Source organism: Dokdonia genika, from assembly GCF_042652845.1.
Classification (GTDB): Bacteria; Bacteroidota; Bacteroidia; order Flavobacteriales; family Flavobacteriaceae; genus Dokdonia; species Dokdonia donghaensis.
In genome coordinates, this window is sequence record NZ_JBHSHB010000007.1 from 208,702 (window position 1) to 227,730 (window position 19,029).

Genomic DNA, 19,029 nt, shown 5'->3' on the forward strand with positions numbered 1-19,029 from the left:
TGCTTGTGTAAATAGATGCGATGTCTCTATATTTTTCAATCGTGTTTTGTATTTTGGTGTTCAAAACTAAGGTGACTTGAAACTATTTAATAGAGCGTTACGAATGCGAGGGTTTGATACTGATTTTGCAAAATCAGAATTAGCACGTATTCAAAGCATACCAGAAAGTGAATATGAAGACTATATATCAGAACAAAAAAAGACCATAGTTACCTATCACGAGATTTATAACTCTTTCTATAAAAACCTACTTGTAGAGAGAGATGAAAAAGACTGGGAAACACTACCAATACTTACAAAAAAAGATTTACAACAACCACTAGAGCAAAGACTATCAGAGATTTATCATCTCAAAAATGTGTACGTAGGTAAAACCTCTGGTTCCTCTGGCACACCTTTTACTTTTGCAAAAGATAAGGATGCACACGCACTCACTTGGGCCTCTTTTATAGATCGATACCAGTGGTTTGATCTTGATCTAGACCGTTCAAAACAAGCACGATTTTACGGTATTCCGCTCAACGCTATTGGGTACACAAAAGAGCGTCTCAAAGACTTTTTAAGCAATAGATACCGCTTCCCGATTTTTAATCTAAACGAGAAAGTCCTTGAGTCTATTTATAAAAAATTTAAAAAAACAAAATTTGAATATATAAACGGGTATACAAGCAGTATTGTTCTTTTTGCAAAGTATTTAAAAAAGAACCACCTCATACTCACAGATGTCTGCCCTACTCTAAAAGCCTGCATTGTTACAAGCGAGATGCTTTTTCCAGATGACCGCAAGCTTATAGAAGAATACCTCAACGTACCCATTATTAATGAGTATGGCGCCTCAGAAATTGGGCTCATTGCATTTCAAAATAAAGACAATGAATTACAGGTAGACAGCGAGCTTCTTTTTGTGGAAATTCTTGATGAAAATAATCACTCAGTTCCCAATGGGGAGATAGGTCGTATTGTAGTCACATCACTCTATAATAAAGCACATCCATTTATACGTTATGATATAGGAGATATAGGTGCGCTTTCGCGAAAAAGTACTCCCAAAAAACCTATTTTAGAACAATTACAAGGCCGTACAAACGATATCGCTAGACTCCCAAGCGGAAAAGTAGTCCCAGGTCTCACATTTTATTATGTAACCAAAAGTATCATTCAAGACGATGGTAACGTGCAAGAGTTTGTTATAGAACAAACCGCTCTTGATACATTTAGATTTATTTACACAGCACAAAAACCACTCACTGTTAAGCAACAAGATGCTATAAAAAAAGCCACAGCAACCTATCTTGAAGAAGGATTAAACGTAGATTTTATCAAGGTAACTACAATGGATAGATCTGACCGAGGAAAATTAAAACAGTTTACATCAAAAGTATAACTGAACTTATCCATAAGTTCTGACTTGATAAACAGGCAAATACCTCTTTATCGGTAGTATTACAATTTCTATCTTACCATAAAATATCGTGTTATGCCAGCCTTTCCAAAACCTGCATTTACCTATAACTTTTCAGTTAAAGATCAGATAGACTTACTACTAGCTCATAAAGAAACACGTCACATTCCAGCAAAGTCTAAAACCAAGTTACTCATTGCTTCTTGGAACATTGCAAACTTAGGACTTCATAAACGCTGGACTATACACGCCGCACTTATAGCAGAAATTATAGACTGGTTTGATCTCATTGCCATACAAGAGGTAAACGTAAACCTTGAAGGCCTTAGACAAATAGAAGCCGCGTTACCTAGTCATTATAACTTACTTTTTTCTGATAAGGCTGGTAATAATGAACGGTTTGCCTACATATTTGATAGCCGCGTAGTCAAGCAACTTGAGATGGTAGGCGAAGTAGCAATCCCGCCTAAGGATCATAAGTATATAAAGTTGCCTGGAGTTACTAGCTCTTTTACTGGCTTTGATCGCAATCCTTATCTAGGCTCTTTTCAATGGAGAAATACAAATTTTGTTTTACTTAATGTACACTCCTACTTTGGAAGTAACAGTAAGAAAAACATTCATCGTAGAGCTTTAGAAACTTATGCAATAGCTAGGCACACAGACTTGATGGGAAACTCTAAATATGCCTTTTCTGATAAAATTATTGCCCTTGGTGATTTTAACTTACCACTAGTAGAACCTGGTGACCTCATCTATAAAGCCTTAGTAAAACGTGGCCTAGAACTACCTAAACATTCTACTAAAGTATACTCAAACATTGCAGATGATAAAATGTATGATCAAATAGCCTTTTTACCTTCTCTAAAAAACACCATACAGGCAAATGGGACTTTTGATTTTGATAACGCAGTTTTTCCAGACTTATGGCAAGAAAGCCACAGCAAGTTTAAGTCTTATGTAAAGTATTACCTATCTGACCATAGACCTATCTGGATGCAAATAGCTTTCTAGTAGGTTTCTATATATTTTGGCCTCACAAAAAAATACTCCATTAAAAATATCCCTAACCAGTATGCTGATTTAAACCAAGAATACTCAAGATGCTGATTGTAAAATTTAAAATTATACTTTACTAGTTGTACTTTATTTGCACTCATAGACCCTTCTCGTATTCTATAAAAAGCTAGATCCTCTTGAAGCCCTAAGGCTTCTTTACTGCTTCTTTTTATTGCTTTAAGCCACAATGCCCAGTCTTGCCTTTTTCTTATGCTAGGGGCGCTTATTTTGCCTATCAGGCTAGCATTGTATACTCCAGTGAGATTGCCTATGTAATTATTTTTGTGCTGTTTACTATACGTAAGAGAAGGCATCGCGTTTATGCGCTTTCCTAGTGGGTTACCCTCATCATCTATTTGTATGTAGCTGGTGTATGATACTGCACAATTATGCTTTTGCATAAAAGTAATTTGCTTAGATAATTTTTCGGGGTGCCAAAGATCATCTGCATCTAGAAAGGCTATGTAGTCACCACTGGCAAGCTCAGTAGCTTTATTACGGGCATAGGCGGCTCCTTTGTTTCGCGAAAGCGTAACAACACGTATCCTACTATCTGCACTAGCAAGCTCTTGTGCTAGTGATAGCGAGCCATCTGTAGAGGCATCATCTACAATAATATGCTCCCAGTTTTGATAGGTTTGCGCTTTTATGCTTGCGCTACAAGCTTGTATAAAACGTGCCGCATTATACAATGGTGTTATAATAGAAACTAAGGGTTGTGATGTGTGGCTAGTAGGCTTTTTCATCTCCTACTATGGCTTTATAAATAGTGGTAAAAACAATTTTTATATCTAGAAATAATGACCAGTTCTCAACATAAAATATATCAAACTTTACGCGGTTTACAATATCCTCATCTGTCTCCACTTCACCTCTATAACCGCTTACTTGTGCCAGACCGGTAATACCAGGTTTTATAAAATGGCGTACCATAAACTTATCTATGCGTTCTGCATACATATGCGTGTGGCTTACCATATGTGGTCGTGGCCCCACTACAGACATATCTCCTTTAAGAACATTTATAAACTGTGGCAACTCGTCCATACTCGTTTTTCTTAAGAACTGACCTACGCGAGTAATGCGTTCATCATTTTTACTCACCTGTTCAAGATCTGCCTTTTCATTAGGTCTCATAGACCTAAATTTATAGCAGTAAAACTCGTGATAGTCAAGACCATTACGTTTTTGTTTGAAAAACACGGTTCCCTTTGAGTCCAACTTAATTAATATGGCGAGTATAGGCGTGAGCCAAGAAAGAACTCCTACTAATACAATTACCGACAAAATAATGTCAAAAGCACGCTTTATAAACTGGTTAAGAGGCGTGTCTATAGGGATGGTACGTAATGATAAGATTGGGGTGATCCCTAAGTACTGATACTCTAGTTTTTTTGTAAAAATCTCTCTGCTATCTGGTATAAACTTGAGAATTTTAAGATTGTTATCTGTAAACTCGGAGATTTCTCTAAGTTCTTCATTTGAGAATTGCTCTACAGAGCAGTATACCTCATCAATATTATTTTCTAAAACATATCTAAATATATTATCTAGAGAGACTTTAGGATTATTTATATCAAAAGTGCTCTTAACCGTATACCCGTAGGCCTTGTTTTCTAAAAAGAAGTTTTTGAGCTCTTCTGCTTGATTATTCCAACCTAGAATAACCACATTACGGTGGTTACCGCCTAGCACAGTTCTATAAGTTTTAAGTAAATAAAACACGCCAAACTTTACGATAGACACCCCAAGAAATACATACAAGACATAAAAAATTATACTACGAGGCGATGTGTTTACATCTTGAAAGAAACCATAAAAAGCAAATACTAATAAAGCAAATATGGCAAGTTGTAATAAAATAAGAGAGACAATGCGCGTGGGTCTTGTGTATCGATATACCTCATAAAAACCTGACTTGGTTGCGCTAAACACCCACGTAGCAATGATGTACATAGAAAACAACAAGAAGTTTTCATTCATTACAAGACATAGCTTAGCTAGCAACACGATAATTGCAAGGTCAATACAATAAATTGCTGGCCTTATATAAACTGAATATCTACCTACGCGTTGCGCCATACTTATTTACGTATGTGCTTTGAGAAGTCCTTATGCTCACTTTTATAGAGCTCCTCTTGTGTAAGATTTTTAAAATATTCGAAGGTTTTTTTCATACCCTCTTTTCTACCTACGGTAGCTGTCCAGTCCAAAATCTCTTTAGCTTTTGTAATATCTGGCTTGCGCTGCATAGGGTCATCTACAGGTAAATCTTTATAGATTACCTTTTGATCTGTACCTGTAAGTTTTATAATCTCCTCTGCAAAGTCTTTTATCGTGATCTCATCTGGGTTACCTATGTTTACTGGAAGTACATAATCACTCATAAGTAGCCTGTAAATACCTTCTACTTGATCATCTACATAACAGAAAGACCTTGTTTGTAAACCATCTCCAAAAACCGTGAGATCCTCCCCTCTTAATGCTTGCCCCATAAAAGCTGGTATCACACGACCATCGTTAAGTCGCATTCTTGGGCCGTAGGTGTTAAATATGCGCACGATGCGCGTCTCAAGCCCGTGAAAGCGGTGATAAGCCATTGTGATAGACTCTTGAAAACGCTTTGCCTCGTCATATACACCACGTGGGCCTATGGTATTTACATTACCATAATACTCCTCATCTTGCGGGTGTACTAGAGGATCTCCATACACCTCTGAAGTAGAGGCTATGAGAATACGTGCATTTTTAACCTTTGCAAGACCCAGTAGGTTATGTGTTCCTAGTGAACCTACTTTTAAGGTTTGTATTGGAATCTTAAGGTAATCTATAGGACTTGCTGGTGAGGCAAAGTGTAATATATAATCTAGCTCACCTGGCACGTGTACAAAAGTGGTCACATCGTGATGGTGAAACTCAAAGTGTTCTAATTTAAAAAGATGCTCAATATTAGATAAACTACCCGTAATAAGATTATCCATCCCTATCACGTGAAAGCCTTCTTTAATAAAACGATCACATAAATGTGACCCTAAAAATCCTGCTGCACCTGTAATTAAAACTCTCTTCATTCTCTATTATTGGTTGATTGGGTAGCAAATCTTATGACTGACTGCTTGCCGTAAAAATAAGGAAGTATTCACTGCTTATAAAACTAAGCTCCTATAACCTTCTCAATGCGTCAGTAAAGTCTTTCAAAATAGCTTTTCTGGCATATTTTTCTACTATAAACTTCCTTGCGTTACTCCCCATTAACGTTGCTTTATCACTATTGGTACGTAAGCTGTCTAAAATAGCCACAATCTCTTGTGCATCTGTGGTGCTTTTATAATAGCCGCCTTGCGATGCCTCTATAATTTTTGCAGGCTCTGCATCTGGGTGGCCGGTTATTATAGAAGGGCGTGCACTTGCCATCATTCCTAAAATTTTTGAAGGCATTACTGTGTCTACAACTTCGGCTTTTTGAAATAAGATATGTACATCTGCAGTAGCTAGTAAACTAGCTAGCCCTTCAAGAGCTACTGGATCATAAAATTGTACACTAGAGCCTTTAAGTTGCTCTTTGAGGAGCTCCATTTTTGCTCCTGCACCTACCACAGTTACTTCAAACTTTGTAAAATCTAATGCGGCAACTATTTTTTTAAAAAAAGACCAGTCTTGTTTATCTCCCACATTACCTGCATACAGAATACTAAACTTGTCTTGAGAAAAGTATGGGTGTTGTACCACTTGAGACGGGTCACTCTCTGTGGCGTCTATCCAGTTGGGCAGGTAATAGGTAGTCGTATTTGTCTTTTCTTTAAGTTTAGCCAGCATAGTCTGGCTTATAGTGCTCACACAGTCTGCTTTGTCCAGTATAGAGCGCTCTAAACGCATTAAACCTTTATAAGCAACACTTTTACTTTCTGATGTTGTGGTAGCAAGTCCAGATTGAAAAGCTGCGTCAAATTCAAAATCTTGAATATGTATCCAGTGTTTTGCATTACGCTTTCGCGAAAGCGTATTACCTAACCACGCACTACTTGTAAATGGTATTACTGAAATCACAATATCGCACTCCTTTATTTGCTTAAAGTTAAAACGTGAGCCTAGTGTAAAGTCTGTAATATGTACCACACGCTTTAAAAAGGTTGGACTCTTAGGTGTAAACTGCTTGTATCTATAAATGTCTATAGATCCTTTTTTCTCGTGTAAGTAACTCCCTTTATCTTGATATGCTGGAGCAATCTCCCACTGCGGATAATATGGAAAAGCTGTGATGACAGATATGTGTGCACCCTGTTGCTCCAGGTACTCTGCCATCTGGGTACTGTATAAACCTATGGCCGTATCTTCTGGATAGAAGTTTAGGGAGATGAGAGTGATGTGCTTGCCTGTGAGATTATTCAATACGATCTTTTAATATAACTAGTGGAGAACCTATACCTACCTTACCTGCTGGTACGTTTTTAAAAACGCTACTTCTAGCACCTATCACGGTTCCTGCACCTACAGATACTCCTGGTGCTACGTAAACATCTGTAGCCAGCCAGCACTTCTCTGCTATGTGTATAGGCTTTGCATAAATATCAAAATGAGGTGAGCGATAGTCGTGCGAGCCTGTGCATAAATAACTACGTTGTGATATAACGGCATTTGCACCTATCGTAATAGGTCCTAAAGTGTACAAAACGACCTCATCTCCTATCCAGCAGTGATCACCGAGGTTTATCTTCCAGGGGTAGGTTATCTGAGCGCTAGGTCTTATGATGACATTTTTGCCCACTTGTGCGCCAAAACATCTCAAAATAAAACGTCTCCAACCGTATAAAAACTGTGGAGAGTGTTTAAAGAAAATAACATATACCACACGCCATAGTTGTACTATAAGAGCAGACCGCCCACGAAAACCCTTTGGCGTTTTATATTGATCTAAATTCTGGTATTCCACTACTTTCTAAATATGGTTATAAGTCTACTGGTAAATGCCTTCATCGTGAAGTTTTTACTAAAATGTGCCTGGTTCTTAACCCCAATATCAGAAATAATCTTGGGATTACTGGCAATACTTTTCATCTTTAAAACGAGATCTTCTACATTTTGTTTTTCAACAAAGAGACCTTGCTCTCCATTTTTTATAATGTCTGGTATTCCTCCTTGCGTTGTGGTAATTATTAGACTACCCGTTGCCATTGCTTCTAAGATAGATATGGGCTGTCCTTCCATTTTATAATATGTAGGCAGCACAAAGACATTACCCCACTCAAAAAGGGCTTTCTTTTCTTCTCCCATTACCACACCTTTATAGTCTACATTTTTGAGTTGCAGTAATAATGGTTTTACTTGCATCCACATTTCTTTTGTGACGGCTCCACCTATTTGAGCTTGGTAAGAAATATTCTGATTTTGAAGTTCTAGAAGTGCTTTTAAAAATATTATAATTCCTTTTTCTTGCATTAGGTTACTCAAATAGATAAACCGTGGAGAGGCGTAGTCTTTTGTGATATCTGTATTTAAATACTCTTGAGCAAAATTGGGTAGAATATGAATATTTTTTTCATCTAGAAAGGGTATCAAATTTGGTTTTAATGACTCAGACAGCACAATCCCGTCGCTAGATAAAGACATAAGTTTCTTTGTAGCCCATCTTTTTACACCAGTCATTTGATGGTAAGCTGTACCTAGATGATTGCCGTGTATATGGGTGATGATACGCTTTCGCGAAAGCGCAGCAAAAACTATAAAAACTGCATATTTAAGCACCCCAAAAAACGTTTGTCCTGGAGTGAAATAAATTATGTGATTTGAAAAAACTTTAAACGCCTGTGTATTATACTTAAGGTTGTGCCAAAGCTTTTTAAAGGAAAATACGCCTAGATCTTCGTCCAGATAACTAAAGGATGTATTTACCTCTGTAACGTTATAGCCCTCATTTTTAAGCACGCTACTTACTACCTGATTTGCTAGCGAAACGCCAGTGGTAGGCTCTGGTAGTGGTCCAATAAGAAGAACTTTTTTATGAGGCATCTGAGGGGTTTACAAAAAGTGTTTTGGCAGAAAGGAAGTTAAAGAATAATGCAAAATAAATAACTCCGGCCTCACGCTCTAAAATATTTGTGGTTAACATAACAATGCCATAAAATAACAGAACTAGTATAAAGAGTTCATTATTAAATCGCGTTGCAAAGACAAGATTTATAGCTAGTGTGCATAAAAAAGCTAATAATAATATGACTCCTCCTATGGTTAATAAACTCAAAAACTGATTATGCGTGTTATATCTCCCTTCTTTTAAAACACTATTACCTGTGGTTTCATACTTTTTATTGAGCACATCCCTATAATCACCTATACCATACCCCAAAATAGGACTTTCATAAATGAGTTCTTTTGCTACGCCGTAAATAGTATATCTAATATTTGTAGACGTAGGTCCTCCCTCACCTATCACCTCAATTTTTTGAAGTTCTAAAAATTTATTTCTGGTGCGTGGTATGGCAATCATCAATACAACAAGACCTAGAATTGCAAAAATATAAGGCCGTACAATTGCTCTTTTGCGCTGAAATAGTATAAACAGTGTAGAGACAATCATAAGGGCTAAAATAGGCCCCTTCTTTGCATACAGCAGTAAGAACAAAATGAGTATTGCATCAAGTAATAAGACTCCTACTATTTTCCATTTACTTTTTAAGGAGCGCAATATGAACATTGAGAATAAAATCGCCACACTACAATGCATTGATAGATAAATAGGGTGTATACCATATTTACCCACATCAACACGCATCACAGTAGGAAAATGAATGAGCATATCACTAAAACTATAATGTGTAATGTAAAACCATAAAAACGGAATCACATTAAAAAGAACAACGGTCACAAGATATACCCCTAAAAATTTTTCTAACCGAGAGTGGAGATATTTCATATCGTTTCTTGAAAACAAGGCAAAACAGAGCGGAAATAACAGTAATGACAAAAAAGACGTGAGTTTTCTTACTCCATAGGCGATGTTATCACTGTAAATGAGTGTTATCACAATTAGAAAATAAACCGCAGCATTTACTAGAAAAAAGCGTGTGTTAAATGTGTTTTTACATTTGAAAAAATGATAAACTGCGACAGCACAAAACAACCCCACAGCAATAGATTTTACATTTGTAGGTAACAGTATTGATGCAAATAGAAGAAACAAAGCTCCTTCTAAATACATTAAGCTTTTGTTATTTGTTTTTGCCTCCATTTATATTGATTATTTAATCCATTTTTGATAAGGTAATCTATTAATCTAGCAATACCCATAACACCTATAAGAGTTCCCACGTAATACGAAAATCCATTTGCAAAGTCTCCTCTTAAGAAAAACAATAAGTGTATCGCAAAGTAAAAAGCCATAATTTTTTTAATAAGAATGTGGCTATGTAACCAAGTCAAAAAGTAAACTATTGCATACCCAAGAGCAATGGCAAGAAGTATAACACCTATAATCCCAAAATTTACATATCCCTCAGATACCATAGGGTTAGATAAGTTACTATACGTAAACTCATAGTTATCTATTAAGTGCTCACCTACTAGCTGTCCCGTACTCACTGGTTTTCCTTCCCAGATTTTACGCGGTATAAAAAACAAAAATGCACTTAAAAACTGGTATCCATATGAGAAGCCCTCGTACTTTACATAATCTATAGTGCCAACTATATTTATAAAGGCATCATAATGTATTGTATTAAAAACCTCACCTATCCCCTCTCCTTCAAACTCATCTAGAAGTATACGCGGCTGTATAATAATCTGTCTTAAAGAAGACTTTGCGTGCGTAATAATAGCCGAAAGTGGGAACACAACAACCATTGTAAAAAACATAAAAAACATCGTCTTCACATTACTATTAAGCAGTCTAGGTGCGAGGAGGTAAATTATAGAAATATAAATGGGGCCTAAGGCATTTCTCTTTTCTACTAGCGGATTTTTAAACCATAATAGCAGTATTATAAATAAAACAAACATAACAGCCACAGCAAGCACATTTATACCTGACTTTTTAGACTGTTTATAATACTGTACCGATAAAATAACACCCCCTAGCGGTACTACAAAAAGTAGCTTTTTCCATATAAGTAAAGCAGTGCGACCTATGGATGAGGCCATCCATCCAGCACGAGCCATCTCGTTAAAAACAAACCCCATACTCACAACAAATACGAGTAAAGAAATACCTAATATCCCAAAAAGCACAAGAGGTAATCTTTTGTCTCTATTATAATTTGGGACTATAACCCTAGTTTTTCTAGTTTTTTTAAACCACGTATAAGCTCCAAAAAAACAGAGCGTAAAAAGTATTATTAATACATTACTATAAATAATACCTGAAAATGTGTAAGGTAGCTTTGTTAAGAAATCTGCATTCTTATCTCCTATAACTCGTAGCTGCAATATGGGTGCTATGATAAAAAACAAGAAGTTAAAAACAATGTATACAGATATAAACGGTGAGTACTCGCGCTCTTGATATAAATGCCACCAGAACAACGCAAACAGAACAAGGTTGCTCATAAAAAATGACATCCACACCCATACATCTGTTGCAAAAGTTGCAAACAGTACAACACTTATCCCTAGATAAGCTAGTAGTAAGATGAGTCTACCTATCATTGTCTTGCGTAAGTTTATAAAACACCATTGCCATTGCCTCTACCGTATACCGCTCACGACAGTAGGTGGAGATTGCACCTCTTTTTTCAATCCACTCTTCTCTGTTTGAGAATATTTTTTTTACGCTTTCGCGAAAGCGTACCACATCATCTGTCTCATAAAACACTACATTATCGCCCTCTATTGCTGCCTCTATTTCTGGTGAGTGCGGTTCATCACGAGAGACAAGCATAGGCACCCCAAAACCAAAACTCTGGGTAATAGATAGGCCTACATAACCTGGCGAAACACTAAACAAGCTAGAAGCATAAAGTCGTTCTAACTCCTTTGTGTCGCTTATATGCCCATACAATACCACACGATTCTCAAGATGATGTTTCTCTATAAATGTAGCGATTTTAGATTGTTCTTCTCCAGCGCCTACTATGAGAAGCTTTGTTTTTGGTGGGAGATCTGGTAAACACGCTTTAAATGCTTGGACTAAAAAGAGTGGTTTTTTTTCTGGGGTTAATCGCCCTACGTAAATAAGGTGTTGTGGTTTACCTGCAGCGACATTCATTACTGCACTACTCATAAGTGCGTTAGGCGCGGCTAGTATGTGTGTTGCGGGCATTTTTTCTTCTAGCTCTTCCTGCTGTTTTTTAGTATACACCACGATGGTAGACGCTAGTTTACGCATTTTATGACGCAAGCGATCTGTAGGACTATTTTTACCCTTTCGCGGCCAGGCGTGACCCCACAATACGGTTTTGAGCCCCTTAGATTTCCGTTTATATAGCAACCACCAGTTGCTCAATATGCGAGGGTTCATCTCAAGTACAACAATACCTGGCTCTAGTGCTAGATGTCTAACTCCTCGTTGCCATAAAAAACGATTACCTAGTAAAAATTTGTTTTCTAGTTTCTTGTGTAAAATACTATTGTCTGTTTGTACAGACGGCTCAAAATAATGAGCTCCACCATATAGTGAGAAATTCGTGTCCAGTAATCTGTAGAGTTCAGCATAGAAGCCTGCTCTATAGTCTGGTAATGCAGTCTGTACAATGGTAAGTCTAGACGGCATACGTTTGGGGTTTAGACTGTTTAAAGAAATACACCCAACTTAATAACGCTAGCGCTAGTTCTGTAAAAACTACTGCTATCACAATACCATAAATAGGCCATATAGACACCAGTAAACAGGCGAGCAATACATTAAAAACGCCTCCTATTAATAGTATATTCATACGCTTTACATAGGCACCTACAGCAGGTAAGTATAAGGTAAGGATGAGCATATTAAGGCCTGCAAAAATAGTTGCAGTACATAATATCTTAAATGCAGTTGTATAAGCTGTTATGGCGGAATCATCAAATAACAGTTGTAAAATATCTTCTCCAAAGATGAGTATTATGGTAACAAATACACTCGCAAGCAAAATAATAAATGGCGCCATCTTACGTATACTTGCTCTTCTCTTTGCCTCATCTTGTACAGAGAGCCAGGGGAATACAGCTTGCATAATGGGAGAAAAGAAACCTTTGGCTGCCATAAAAATCCTTTCAAAACTACCGTAAATACCGGCAATAGTATCGCCGGCTATCATCCCCACTATAAACACATTTGCAGAGTTAAAAAGACGTGCAGCTATATTAGACACAAAGATGCTTTTACTCTCTGTCATAAGTTCACCCATCATCTTTTTTGAAGGCTTAATGAGTTTTACAAACTTGAGACTTATGATAAAGCTTATGGTTCCGGCTATAAGAAAGCCTATACTGGTGAATAATGGCACATTGCTATAATCACCTGCTTCACGAACAAAAATGAAGATAAGAGCCGTAAAAATGATTTTAGCAAGCACATTGAGTATTGCTATAAACTGCATTTTCTCAATTCCCTGAAAAAACCAATCTGGAAACAATGCCTGCCCTACTACTACACCATAACTTAACGCATATACCTCCCACTCTAACCTAAACCTAGGAAACGCAAGTATGATTATCGCATACACAACCGCTACTGCAACAGCCAGCAATAATTTTATAGATATCACTGCCGAAAATACTTGAGATTTTTCTGAGGCATTGTCTTTGAGAATAGATATCCTGCGGGTAGCACTTAAGTTAAATCCAAACTCTACAAACACATATAAAATGGTGCAAAAAGATTGTGCCAGTAATACAAGTCCATATTTTTCTACACCTAGTGTGCGTACTAGGTAAGGCAATAAAATAAGAGGTAACAGAATATTTGCCGCCTGTATAAACAGTAACGAAACGTAGTTGCCAGCCATCTTGCGGCCTGCAGCATTCTCTTTTATGGATTTTAATATACTCAATTATGGTTTTATTAAAACTACCGTGTCTGACACACCGCTTGTAAAATGCAGTTGCTCCCAGCTACTTGTGAGTTCTGAAAACGCTTTCCACTCCTCTGGTTGTTTCTTTCCTTCCTTCTTGTAATTATAAGGTGTATGTGAATCAAGTGGTATATACCGCTCTGCATCATCTAGTAATAGATAACCTCCAGAGGTGAGCTTCTGTATAGCTTCAAGAGCAATACGATCACGATATTTACCATCTACAACCATAAAATCTATGGAGCTATTATCAAATTCTTTTACAATATCTACGTAAGGGATGTGGCCTGACATATCCTGCTCACAAGATTTTAAGATATAGCGTACGTTTGTAAGCTTAGCTTTTTCAAGTTGTTGTTTTACTTTTTGATACCAGTCCTGATGATCTTCTATGCTTACTAGATTCTTAAGCTTATGAGCATACCAAACAGTACTTCTACCAGACCCAAACTCTACGCCAGACATCTCTTTATGTAAGTTTGTGTCTAGCCATTTTATAGCGCTAGGTGCAATCCAAGGTTTATCCTTATTAAATTGCTCATATACATAGAGTCCTATTCTGTTTGTTATATATCTAGGGGTCCAGATTTTGGGATTCATCTATTTCTTTTTTAAGTACCAGTTGTATAGGTTTACAACACCTTCTTCTAGGTTTACGGTGTGCTTCCACCCTAGCTCGTGTAGTTTATCTACATTAGTTAGTTTACGAGCTGTTCCGTCTGGCTTTGAGGTATCAAAAACTAGTTTACCTTTAAAACCTACGGTGCTTTTTATAAGCATAGCAAGCTCTTTAATACTTATATCTATGCCTGTACCTATGTTTATATGGGTATTCCTTACCTCATCGCTGTCACCTCTTACCTGGTCAAAGCTCGTTTTTTCCATTATATGTACACAAGCATCTGCCATATCTTGACTCCATAAAAACTCGCGTCTAGGACTACCTGTTCCCCATATCTCTACACTTTCGGCAGAGATGCCAAACTTTTTTAGAATAGGTTGCGCTTTCGCGAAAGCGGAAACCTCTAGATCTTTACATATCTCGTCGTTTTTACCTTCTGACAAGAGTTTTGCAAGATGCATTTTTCTTATAAGTGCAGGCAAAACGTGTGATTTCTCAAGGTCAAAATTGTCGTTGTACCCATATAAATTAGTAGGCATTACAGATAGAAAATCTGTCTCATATTGAAGATTGTAACTCTCACACAGCTTGATTCCTGCGATTTTTGCAATAGCATAGGGTTCATTTGTATACTCTAGAGTGCCTGTGAGCAGGGCGTCTTCTGGCATAGGCTGTGGTGCGTTTTTTGGATAAATACAGGTACTGCCTAAAAAGAGTAATTTTTTAACTCCGTGCTTATAACTCTGGTGTATCACATTGTTTTGTATCATAAGATTGAGATACAAAAAGTCTGCTCTGTAGGTATTATTTGCTATGATGCCACCCACCTTTGCGGCAGCCAGAAAAACATATGCTGGTTGTTCTGTTTTAAAAAATGTTGCTGTGGCAAGGGTATCTGTAAGATCCAGCTCTTCGTGTGTGCGCGTGACGATGTGATGATAACCCTTTGCTGTAAGTGCCTTTACAATTGCACTTCCCACAAGGCCTCTATGGCCTGCAACATAAATTTTTGCCTCTTTAGGTATAATTGTGCTACTCAAAATAGTTCATTGTTTGATACCCTCCTTCTTTAAGATAGCTGTCCTTTTGCATTAGCTTGATGTCGCTCTTCATCATATCATCTACAAGTCCTTGTAGTTTATACTCTGGTTTCCAACCTAGCTTATTATATGCTTTTGAAGCATCACCGATTAAGAGCTCTACTTCTGTAGGTCTAAAATATTTTGGATCTACCTCAACAACTACTTGACCTTCTTTTACGGGGTACTCAGGATTATTTGATGAGACTACTTTACCTTTTTCTTCTACTCCCTCACCTGTAAACTCTAGGTTGACGCCTATATAGTTAAAAGCCATTTTTATGAAGTCTCTTACAGTAGTTGTCTCTCCTGTAGCTATCACCCAGTCTTCTGGTTCATCTGCTTGTAAGATCATCCACATCATACGTACATAATCTTTTGCGTGTCCCCAGTCACGTTTTGCATCTAGATTACCTAGATACATTTTATCTTGAAGACCTAAGGCAATTTTTGCGGTTGCTCTAGTGATTTTTCTAGTTACAAAAGTCTCCCCCCTTACAGGCGACTCGTGATTAAATAATATACCGTTGCAAGCAAACATATCGTACGCCTCGCGGTGGTTTACGGTAGACCAGTATGCATAAAGCTTTGCTACTGCATATGGACTACGAGGATAAAACGGTGTTGTCTCGCTTTGTGGTACCTCTTGCACCTTACCATACAGCTCTGAGGTAGATGCTTGATAGATTTTTGTTTTTTTCTCTAAACCTAAAGCTCTTACAGCTTCTAACAGGCGTAAAGCACCTAGACCATCTACATTTGCCGTATACTCAGGCATCTCAAAAGAAACTTGAACGTGGCTCATTGCTCCAAGATTATAAATCTCGTCTGGCTGTACTTCTTGTATAATTCTAAAGAGGTTTGTGCTATCTGTAAGATCACCGTAATGCAAGAAAAACCGTTGATTATCAATATGAGGATCCTCATACAAGTGATCTATTCTATCTGTATTAAATAGTGACGTCCTACGTTTTATACCGTGTACTTCGTACCCTTTTTTAAGGAGAAACTCACTGAGATAAGCTCCATCTTGCCCTGTGACACCTGTGATTAATGCTACTTTATGACTCATAACGTGCGTATTGGAGTTTCTTAATTATTTAATGTTTCGGCTTTGTAAGAGCTGTACAACTTTATTGTACCAGAAACAAAAAGAAACAATATCACAAATAATAGCGGATAAATAACAATCATATTATCTAGAATAGATGTGTCTCTAGAAGCTTGAATGTCGCTTACAATAACGGCCACATTTGTGTAGCTTACATCATCGTTTTTAAGCTCTTCTAAGTTCCTTTGTAAAAGTGTTTTTACATCAAATAAATCTGAGATATTATCACTTCTATTATTAAAATAGAAACCTTCTTCTTTAGTGCTATTTAAGAGACCGTTTTCTTTACTGTAGGCATTGATAAGACTATTAATCTGTTCTATAGATTGCTCTTGGCTTTTAATAAATTCTGTATGAGTTACAAGACCTTTTTCCTTGAGCTCACGTGCAAAGGGTTGATCATTAATGAAGCTCATAAGGCTCGCAATATCTTCTTTACCCTGCTCACTCTTGAGACCTACGGTGAGCTTGTGATATTTATAAGTAGACAGAAAACGATCTGTAGCAAAAAGCTCTCTATCATCTTCTAGTTTGAACTCACGAGTCATCTCGCCTAGGGCTCTATCATTCTCACCTATATACGCTATGAGATCAAGTACCTCTACCACGGGAGCGACCTCTACAGAAGCCACGCCAAAGGTAGATGGGTCTTTACCAAGAGAAGTAACAAAGTCTGTATCTCCTTCGGCTAGATTATTATTAAACTGGTTAATAGCAGTATAAACGTACGACTGACTTTTAAAATTAGTCTTAAGTAAAAGATTTGCCTCATATGAAGATGCACCTTTTGTGAAGTAGCCAAGGGCAATACCTGCGACTATAAGCAGTAGTATAATCCACCACTTTCTAATTATAAAATCTACTATTCTAAATATGAAGTAGATACAGTTTTTTATAAATCTGCCTATGAGAGAGAATATATCAGAAAGGTCCATCTCCTGCTGGCTAGCAGGTTGATTGTAATGATCGCTCATACGTATTATATTTTGGTCGTTAGTGGTATGTAAGCCGTTAAAGGTCCAAAATACAGTTTATAATTTAGACTCTTAAATTACTTGAATAATTGATCCAGTATTTTTTCTGTAATGAGGTATGTAGGCTTTACACCTGTGGTACCTAATCCTCCAGAAGCCAGTGTACTTCCCGTTTCTAGGGGATTATCACTAGCATAATATGCATAACGCACTTTTACTGTTTCCTTTATACTTTTACGCAACTTTGCTGCGGCTTGTATCGCTTTTTGATAATGAGCACCTTCCATCTCTAGTCCAATAACGCTCCACGTACTGTCGTGAAAGAATTTAAGAATATCCCTGTTTTGTAGCGATGTCCCTAATACAGAAACCATTGCTCCTTCAAAAACGAGAAGTCCGTTATCTTCAAAATCTTCTTTAGACAATTCATTTTCAAAAGGATAATTATCTGCAGTTCCTTCAAAAAGGTGTGCGCTAGGTATCATAAGATCTCCCTTGCCTCCTTCAAGAATACCGGCTTTACCCATTATAGATATAGAATCTACATCTAGATATATCTTCTCCTCACCATCTTGATATGGTTTGAGTAGCTCCTCCATAGTTTCATAAGCTTGCTCTCCAAAGGCATAGTCCATCACAATAATTACTGGATGTTCTTCATCTTTCATCTCCTTCTTACAGAAATCATTTTCTGCAACAGGAAGCTTACACATATCAAAAATCTGAACGTTGATATTCGTTCCGCTTTCATCCGGAAGGTATATCATTCCGTTTTGTAACGCTACTTTTTGCACTTTATTACGTAGAGCACCGTTACCACTATTACTAAGCATCTCATAAATGTCAAGTTTAGACTTCTTACGAAGCTCAGACTTAAGAGCAAGCGGTGCATACAGTGTATTCATTACAGAGTGCATATTTGCACTTATAATGTGTAACGGTCTATGTATTAAACCGTGTTGTTTTAAGGTAGCCTTAATATCATTTGCCCAAACCTCACCGTGTATGTGATGACCTAGTCGCTCACGCAACACTGGGCTAAATGTAACCGTACGCTTGTTTTCTTTTAAAACCTCTGCAATAGCCAGTTTACCTAGCCAGTATATGATTTGTAAAAAGCGTTTGTTATTTGTTCTTGTATTAAACTCTGGAGCAATACTACTTACCTCTGCAAAGGTTCTTCCTAAAATGTTTGCTGTGTGGGTCATAGCGATTTCCCAACCCTTCTGGTCGAGATCATCATTATCTAAAACAGCTTTTTCTAACTTCTCCCAGTCACGTATAACTGCCCCCTCATCATTAATGAGTACGCGCTTCATTATTTTGTGAGATTCTATAAAAAGAAAAGTAATGTGGGTAAGGATATCATATATCTCAGAACGACCACGAGTAATCTCGATGTTCATCTGTTCTTCATCTATGCGATAGCAATTACGGCGGCGCTTAGCCGGTACAATAGGTTCAAAGTGGCTATTTTTATACCCCTCGTCGCTAGTAAGATTAATAAATCTACACTCCTCTATTCCCTCTGGAAGTCTATCTATTACATAAAGAAGTCCGTCTAGCTCGACTTTTTCTTCTGCTATAGTACCGTAAATTTCTGGTCTTAAGATTAATAGTGCTTCACGTAATGTTTCTCCAGAAACACCCATTGGTTTGTAGAATCCTCTATTAAAGAGGTGACGCATTGTGATATACATCCTTTCGATGGCGCTGCTACTCTCTTGTGCTCTTGTACGCCCTTGTTTTTTTAATATACTCATATTAAAGGTCAAAGGTAATGATTAGTATTTACATCTCACC

At 37.3% G+C, this 19,029-nt stretch carries 17 protein-coding genes; 2 read left to right on the forward strand and 15 right to left on the reverse strand.

Annotated elements, in window-relative coordinates; genetic code table 11:
* Positions 1–103: 103 nt before the first annotated feature.
* Both ACFO5T_RS01920 and ACFO5T_RS01925 read left to right on the forward strand, forming a co-directional pair.
* Complete coding sequence (locus tag ACFO5T_RS01920) at positions 104–1,384, forward strand: phenylacetate--CoA ligase family protein (protein WP_380032188.1); 1,281 nt, start codon at positions 104–106, stop codon at positions 1,382–1,384.
* Positions 1,385–1,477: 93 nt separating this feature from the next.
* Positions 1,478–2,416, forward strand: coding sequence for an endonuclease/exonuclease/phosphatase family protein (locus ACFO5T_RS01925; RefSeq protein WP_380031594.1), 939 nt, complete (start codon positions 1,478–1,480; stop codon positions 2,414–2,416).
* Here the strand turns inward: ACFO5T_RS01925 and ACFO5T_RS01930 are convergent.
* From ACFO5T_RS01930 to ACFO5T_RS02000, 15 genes are all read right to left on the reverse strand, one after another.
* Entirely contained in the window at positions 2,413–3,207 is a 795-nt protein-coding gene (locus tag ACFO5T_RS01930) for a glycosyltransferase family 2 protein (RefSeq protein WP_380031596.1), read from the reverse strand. The two genes, ACFO5T_RS01925 and ACFO5T_RS01930, sit on opposite strands and share 4 nt — an antisense overlap.
* Positions 3,191–4,543 carry an undecaprenyl-phosphate glucose phosphotransferase gene (locus ACFO5T_RS01935; RefSeq protein ID WP_380031598.1) on the reverse strand — a complete coding sequence of 451 codons (1,353 nt, stop codon included), beginning with the start codon at positions 4,541–4,543 and terminating at the stop codon, positions 3,191–3,193. Before ACFO5T_RS01935 ends, ACFO5T_RS01930 begins: the two co-directional genes overlap by 17 nt.
* Before the next feature lie 2 nt (positions 4,544–4,545).
* Entirely contained in the window at positions 4,546–5,532 is a 987-nt protein-coding gene (locus ACFO5T_RS01940; RefSeq protein ID WP_380031600.1) for a UDP-glucuronic acid decarboxylase family protein, read from the reverse strand.
* 91 nt (positions 5,533–5,623) lie between these two features.
* Positions 5,624–6,850 (reverse strand): WcaI family glycosyltransferase, encoded by a 1,227-nt coding sequence (locus ACFO5T_RS01945; RefSeq protein WP_380031602.1) that lies wholly within the window; start codon positions 6,848–6,850, stop codon positions 5,624–5,626.
* Positions 6,843–7,391, reverse strand: coding sequence for a putative colanic acid biosynthesis acetyltransferase (locus tag ACFO5T_RS01950; RefSeq protein ID WP_380031604.1), 549 nt, complete (start codon positions 7,389–7,391; stop codon positions 6,843–6,845). Before ACFO5T_RS01950 ends, ACFO5T_RS01945 begins: the two co-directional genes overlap by 8 nt.
* Positions 7,391–8,467, reverse strand: a complete 1,077-nt coding sequence (locus ACFO5T_RS01955) for a glycosyltransferase family 4 protein (protein ID WP_380031606.1) — start codon at positions 8,465–8,467, stop codon at positions 7,391–7,393. The genes ACFO5T_RS01950 and ACFO5T_RS01955 overlap by 1 nt, the downstream gene beginning before the upstream one ends.
* Positions 8,457–9,371: an O-antigen ligase family protein gene (locus ACFO5T_RS01960; protein WP_380031608.1), complete on the reverse strand. Its 915-nt coding sequence runs from the start codon at positions 9,369–9,371 to the stop codon at positions 8,457–8,459. Before ACFO5T_RS01960 ends, ACFO5T_RS01955 begins: the two co-directional genes overlap by 11 nt.
* 284 nt (positions 9,372–9,655) lie before the next feature.
* Positions 9,656–11,098, reverse strand: coding sequence for an O-antigen polymerase (locus ACFO5T_RS01965; RefSeq protein ID WP_380031610.1), 1,443 nt, complete (start codon positions 11,096–11,098; stop codon positions 9,656–9,658).
* The gene (locus tag ACFO5T_RS01970) at positions 11,088–12,161 is read right to left on the reverse strand and encodes a glycosyltransferase family 4 protein (RefSeq protein ID WP_380031612.1); all 1,074 of its coding nucleotides are present in this window, start codon (positions 12,159–12,161) and stop codon (positions 11,088–11,090) included. The genes ACFO5T_RS01965 and ACFO5T_RS01970 overlap by 11 nt, the downstream gene beginning before the upstream one ends.
* Positions 12,151–13,419 carry an oligosaccharide flippase family protein gene (locus tag ACFO5T_RS01975; protein ID WP_380031614.1) on the reverse strand — a complete coding sequence of 423 codons (1,269 nt, stop codon included), beginning with the start codon at positions 13,417–13,419 and terminating at the stop codon, positions 12,151–12,153. The genes ACFO5T_RS01970 and ACFO5T_RS01975 overlap by 11 nt, the downstream gene beginning before the upstream one ends.
* Positions 13,420–14,040, reverse strand: coding sequence for a class I SAM-dependent methyltransferase (locus ACFO5T_RS01980; RefSeq protein WP_380031616.1), 621 nt, complete (start codon positions 14,038–14,040; stop codon positions 13,420–13,422).
* A complete protein-coding gene (locus tag ACFO5T_RS01985; protein ID WP_380032190.1) occupies positions 14,041–15,087 on the reverse strand; it encodes a GDP-L-fucose synthase family protein in 1,047 nt (348 codons plus the stop codon).
* Between the two features lie 7 nt (positions 15,088–15,094).
* Positions 15,095–16,213, reverse strand: a complete 1,119-nt coding sequence (gmd, locus tag ACFO5T_RS01990; protein ID WP_380031618.1) for a GDP-mannose 4,6-dehydratase — start codon at positions 16,211–16,213, stop codon at positions 15,095–15,097.
* Positions 16,214–16,233: 20 nt separating this feature from the next.
* Positions 16,234–17,226: a hypothetical protein gene (locus tag ACFO5T_RS01995; RefSeq protein ID WP_380031620.1), complete on the reverse strand. Its 993-nt coding sequence runs from the start codon at positions 17,224–17,226 to the stop codon at positions 16,234–16,236.
* 77 nt (positions 17,227–17,303) lie between these two features.
* The gene (locus ACFO5T_RS02000; RefSeq protein ID WP_380031622.1) at positions 17,304–18,989 is read right to left on the reverse strand and encodes a DUF6909 family protein; all 1,686 of its coding nucleotides are present in this window, start codon (positions 18,987–18,989) and stop codon (positions 17,304–17,306) included.
* Positions 18,990–19,029 lie beyond the last annotated feature (40 nt).